At 53.3% G+C, this 5451-nt stretch carries 5 protein-coding genes and 1 pseudogene; all 6 read right to left on the bottom strand.

Annotated elements, in window-relative coordinates; genetic code table 11:
* Window positions 1–168: 168 nt before the first annotated feature.
* Window positions 169–570: a very short patch repair endonuclease gene (locus B7449_RS24315; RefSeq protein WP_039736298.1), complete on the bottom strand. Its 402-nt coding sequence runs from the start codon at window positions 568–570 to the stop codon at window positions 169–171.
* Complete coding sequence (locus B7449_RS12195; protein ID WP_048883655.1) at window positions 567–1499, bottom strand: DUF4928 family protein; 933 nt, start codon at window positions 1497–1499, stop codon at window positions 567–569. Before B7449_RS12195 ends, B7449_RS24315 begins: the two co-directional genes overlap by 4 nt.
* Window positions 1496–2359 (bottom strand): hypothetical protein, encoded by an 864-nt coding sequence (locus tag B7449_RS12190; protein WP_082084846.1) that lies wholly within the window; start codon window positions 2357–2359, stop codon window positions 1496–1498. Before B7449_RS12190 ends, B7449_RS12195 begins: the two co-directional genes overlap by 4 nt.
* Window positions 2356–3567 carry a DNA cytosine methyltransferase gene (locus B7449_RS12185; RefSeq protein WP_235721324.1) on the bottom strand — a complete coding sequence of 404 codons (1212 nt, stop codon included), beginning with the start codon at window positions 3565–3567 and terminating at the stop codon, window positions 2356–2358. Before B7449_RS12185 ends, B7449_RS12190 begins: the two co-directional genes overlap by 4 nt.
* 263 nt (window positions 3568–3830) lie before the next feature.
* Window positions 3831–4649, bottom strand: a complete 819-nt coding sequence (locus B7449_RS12175) for an aromatic-ring-hydroxylating dioxygenase (protein ID WP_048883654.1) — start codon at window positions 4647–4649, stop codon at window positions 3831–3833.
* Window positions 4636–5451: pseudogene (locus B7449_RS12170) on the bottom strand (transposase); the annotation flags it as partial. The gene B7449_RS12175 and the pseudogene B7449_RS12170, both read right to left, overlap by 14 nt.

Below are 5451 nucleotides of genomic sequence, written 5' to 3'. Positions count from 1 at the left end.
ATCGCGGCTACAGCAGACTATATCAAGGCCTAACAGGCCCTAGCTTGAGATAATCGCCTATTTTTAAGGCCGTCATCAACGAAAAACATTTTACACGACTATCAAAGAGTAATGTGGTGTCTTGCATACGCGCCATGATCTCCCCTCATTCTAAAATATTATATCGTCTTATTCTTCCATGAGCGCCTGAATATCAGCCTGAAGGCGTTCATGATCCTTAAGTTCACATTCCCATACAACATGGACACGCCAGCCCAACTTTTGCAAGGAGATTAACGTCTCCTTATCTCGTGCGCGATTGCGTTCAATTTTTTTTGTCCAATACTCTACGTTATTTTTCGGAATCCGTGCTCCTCGTTGACAATCATGTCCATGCCAAAAGCATCCATTTACGAATAAAGCCATTTTTCGACCTGGGAAAACCAAATCTGGAGTGCCAGGGAGATCTTTACGATGGAGCCGAAACCTGTATCCCATTGCATGGATAAGCTTTCTTACCACCAATTCCGGGCTCGTATTCTTCGACTTAACTGCCCTCATAGTTCGTGAACGAACAGGATCTACTTTCATCCATCAAATTCAATTCTGAGGCTTGGGTCGCTCTCGCACTCGGCGATAATTTTATTATAATGATCGATAATATCCCTCACCGCCGTCTGTCTGGCGTCCCGTTCAAAGGTACTCCACTCATAAACATTCGTCGCTAAAAATTGCTCGATTTCAATAATATCAAGGCGATCGTCTACTCCAACCTGCTTGGCGAGTGCTTTGGCGCCACCTACCCCATCTTCTGTAGTCACAATAAGAGGACGTAAACCGGAACTGAGATTGTCCTGGCATTTCCGAATAAGCGCTTCTCCAGGCGCAGTTGTGACATGAATAGCCACATCTCCGATCAAAAAATCTCCTGAGCGATTAGATGGCGCATCCGCAACCGAAAAACCGTGATGACGAATACTACTTTTTGTGATCATATCTAGTTTGGCTCCGACCAGATGCTGCATAACAGCGCCCGCATACATGGTGCCGGAAACCTCACGTTGACGTTCTACGGCCTGCGCCAAAAGATCTCTTACACAAGCCCGTAAAGAGCGTGATGGATCAAGTTTGAAAGTAAACGGAAGAGCGTCAAAATACGCCTGAGCACGCTCTACCCAATATTTCTCCGCAGCGTCTAAATCCAATAAATTGTGAGAATGCAGATCGTTTAAAACATCAATGTATGCATTCATTCTCTCCATATTCCCTCGACTGGTTCTACCCCCTTCACTAGAGAGAATACGCTCAATGCCATGGTCTTTAAGTATTTTCTTTACCGCCCCACCGCCCAATCCGGCGACTTGCCCACCTTTTGTTGTTACGAACGAATTTTTATCTAACGGGAACTGCTTCGATGCCGCATTCCTCGTTAGGATCAGAGCAAGAGATAAAGACCCTTTTGACAAGCCAATATAATCATCGTCAAACGCCGCCAATACTGCTCGTTGTGATAACATCATAAATCTTTCTCAACTCGTCGAATTGCCGTCATTTCTGAGACCTGTTCTATCGTGCCAGCACGTCGCACAACTGTCTGACGCATCAACTCACTTCCTCGCATTTCCATCCGAAAGTCGACATGATGGATTTCCTCGGCATATCCACCAAAAGCAGCATTAAAAGCCGCGAGAATTTCAACTTCTCCAATATCCCGTCCTTTAACGAAAGGAATAGAAATTGAAGGGATATTCTCAGGAAACAGATAGATACACGGAGGAGGCACACAAAAAGGACCAAGATTGGTCAACCGATCACCGTCTACGGATTTTGGGCAAGGTCTACCAATTGTCGCACAAACCATATCCCACAACAGCACCCCATCCACCCGCTGGTTCCGCGCAATCATTTCAGCGCTAAGACGTGTGTGAATGCCCGACCAAGCGTTTCGTTGAGGATCTGCACCAGGATTGGAACAGATACTCCAGATCACAAACTCATCAGCGAGTGGCGGTCGTTCAAAAATATTCGTGTTATTCCCATCAAGACAGCCCTTAAGGTCAATAACAGCAACACGTCCGCTATTTAGACGAACAATATAATCATTACGGTTTGCATTATCTGTCAGATCCCATCCAGCAATAAAACCGCCGTCTTCCATATGATTCAGCGCATGCTGAACAAACTCTCGTTTGCCACGCATAGTGGCCGAAAACTGGCCACGGACACGCTCTATCGCGCCACGGAACAAACCAGACTGATAGAACTCTCGCTCACCTAAACCATGATCGCCAAGTTTATGCGCTTCTGTTTTAAGTGTTTCGGCAAATCTCTCGATTTGATCGCGCAATCCCTTGTTCTGTTTACAGGGAATAATGGTCATGCCGCTTCCTGTTTCCCTTCGGAAACCATGCCAAGTAGCGGTTCCAGGATATGCTGCGCCAGATGACGAACGACAGGCACAGCTACGCCATCCCCTGTCAGGTGATAAGCTTCATTATAATTCTTAGGCAGCTTGTAATGATCTTCGAGCCCCATCAGCCTTGCTGTTTCACGAGTGGAGATTAGCCGCGACCGAACCTTCCGGCCGTCAACAACAATAATCGTCTGACGGCTTGAACCTCCTGCCGGCGTCCGAAGACAACCAGCGATATCGTCAAACCGCACTTCAGCACGCTGAACCTTCGCCCCGTTTTCATCAAGACGTGTTCGTCTATAGATGGCTCCCACCATGCGCCTGCCCGCACGTTTTGCAGCATTTACTTTGGCAAGATTGGTGGCGGACATCATCGAAATCAATCTTTCGGTTTCGCTGGCTGTATGCCAAGGCACTCCAGTAGGCGCTTCCTCAATCAGATCAGCGAAAGTTGTATGCCGATGCGATGGAGTGGGGATATTCCACCACAAAAATTGAGTTTGCGCCTTTTTTGATATTCCCTGAACAGCCCTCTTCAATCCATTGGTGTGAAACGGGTCAAGCGGTTCAGGAGATAACAATGAAGGATGAATTTCCACATCCTTATGCACCCCGATCATGAACAAGCGAGGACGTGACTGGGGCACAAACAATGAGGCGTTGATTACGAGCGCTCCATACCGATATCCGGTCTCGACAAAAGTCCGACAGATAGCGTCGAAATCCTGTCCCCCATGAGAAGTCAGCGTGCCAATGACATTTTCAAGAGCTATAATTTTCGGGGCTCTTCCCTCTGAAACGAGCTCTCTCACGACATTCCAGAAAGGATAGAAGGTGCCAGAACGCTCTCCTTTGAGACCTGCGCCCCCTCCAGCCAACGACAAATCTTGGCACGGGAATGAACCCCATACGAGATCCGCAACACCAGGTAAGTCTTCAACACGGACATCATTGACGTCCCCAACCCGCAATTCTCCTCCCGTCCCCCAGTTGGCCTGATAACTCAGACTTTTTTTATGATCAAAATCATTGGCGAACAAGCACGTCCAGCCGGCCCCCAGTCCCGCACGGGCCATCCCGCCGCCAGCAAAAAATTCGTAAAAGCTAGGCATTGGCTGCAGACCTGACAGCATCTTCTTGTAACGATACCACCTCACGCGCGAGCTTTTCTTCAATCGCTTCCGCTATCCAAGTGTTACGAGACACTCTTCCAGCCCTTTTTGCGCGCGCGTCGTCAATCGCACCAAACGTCTCCGTAGAGAGACGCAGATTGAACCGGTCCATCGCGCGAACTCCCGAATTTTCTGTAGTATGGCTCATGGCGCCATGATGGCGCCAGAACATTCACATGTCCACACATGTGTTCCGGAAACGTTCTTAAAAACATATCTGAAAGAGCAATCACGCGTATCAGACCATATCAGCGATCTACCCGCGCCTATCGAACGGATATTCCTGTTATGGTGAGTACACGCAGATCACAGCTTGGAAAACTGACATTTTCAATCAATGCCTCTTTCTGTCGCACCAGTTCAAGGCCAGCCACAAATATCGCCGCCACAGCCGCTCGACGGGCAATGGTCTTGTTCGGCCCATTTAAGTCCATCGGGGGTATGCACTCTTCCCATATATTGCGGAAGGTCCCGTTCCTTATTTTCTCACGCATAAGGATCAATGCATCGGTCACACGCCAGTAAGAGGGCACATCGATCCGATAGATCGGATCCGATGTCTCGACCCTCACCAATTCCCGTTCCAGCGCAGTGAGACAGGCTTCCATCAGACTGAAATACGTCACCTGCCGTGCAGAAACACTGCTATCCGCACGTGGCCCGCCTCGCGCAAAAACCGATATGCCAAGCTGCGGTCGCGCCTCCAACCAGTCCGCCGCCGCGCGCATCTCCAGCAGCCCCTCGATCTGGCCGACCGTCCGGCGCGCCTCTTTTTCGGCAAGCTGTTTTTCCGCCTGCGTGGCAAACAGCCGCCGCGAGCGCAGGAACACCAGCCGGGCGATCCAGATCACCCAGTCCGCACGCTGCATGAGCGGCGTCGTGCGGGCCAGTCGTTCCGCCTCCTCGACAAACTGGGCCGCCAGGTCCACGATGGACAGCACGCCCAGGTCCAGACGCTGCCGTTCCGCCAGATCCAGCAGCAGGTCCAACGGCCCGTCAAACCCCTCGACATGGAACTCGGGCACAACCGGGCGCGGCAGCCAACGCGGCGGATCATCCCGGTCTTCGTCCTCATCCAGATGCATCAGCAGTCTCTCCAGCATCAGCGCGCGCGTACTGCGGCCGGATGTTGAAAACCAGCTCTGTCCACCCCGTCCGCACCCGCTCCAGCGCCTGCCACGGCGTCCACTCCGCCGACCAGAAGTTGTAGACCAGCCGGGCACTGCGGCGGATGCGCTGGTCGCGCGGGGCTTCGACCTCCACCCGGCGCAACGGTAGCGGCGTGCCCCACTGCGCCTGCAGCCAAGCTGCCGCCGCGCGGGAGTCCGACCCGGCTTCCAGAATGGGACCGGGAACCGGCACCAGCCGGTGCAGGTCAAAGGCACAGGCGGGCGTGGCCGCCGCCTGATGCTGTAGGGCGATCCGATGCAGGCGTTCGGATGCCTGGCGCAGCAGCCGGGCCAGCGTCACCGCCTGCGCCCCCTTTCCCGCCATCGGCGCCAGCAGGCGGGCCTGTTCGTAGTCAAAATCCACCTGCCAGGGGATGATCCCCGGTCCCCGGGCCGCCACCCGGAACCGGGCCACTGCATCTACCGGGCCGCTTACCGTGAGCGTCGTCCGGATCCAGTCCGGCGTCGGTCTCAACATGCGTTGACGCGCCGCGGTCCGGACTGAGGACTCTGGCGGGGACCCGGATTTTGTCCACCGTGTCCGGTGGGGCGGGTGATCGGAACGTCCCAGCGCCCGGTCCAGCACGAACCGGAACCCCGGCACCGAAAGCGGATCCCCGACCGTGCCATGCGCATCGATCCCCCGGAACGCCGCGCCCCAGCGCAGCTGCGCGGCATCGCGCCAGGCCGCCCAGTTCCGCACCGGACAGACGGCCGG

The organism is Komagataeibacter intermedius TF2 (assembly GCF_000964425.1).
GTDB lineage: Bacteria > Pseudomonadota > Alphaproteobacteria > Acetobacterales > Acetobacteraceae > Komagataeibacter > Komagataeibacter intermedius.
This window is presented reverse-complemented; position numbering and strand designations above follow the sequence as displayed.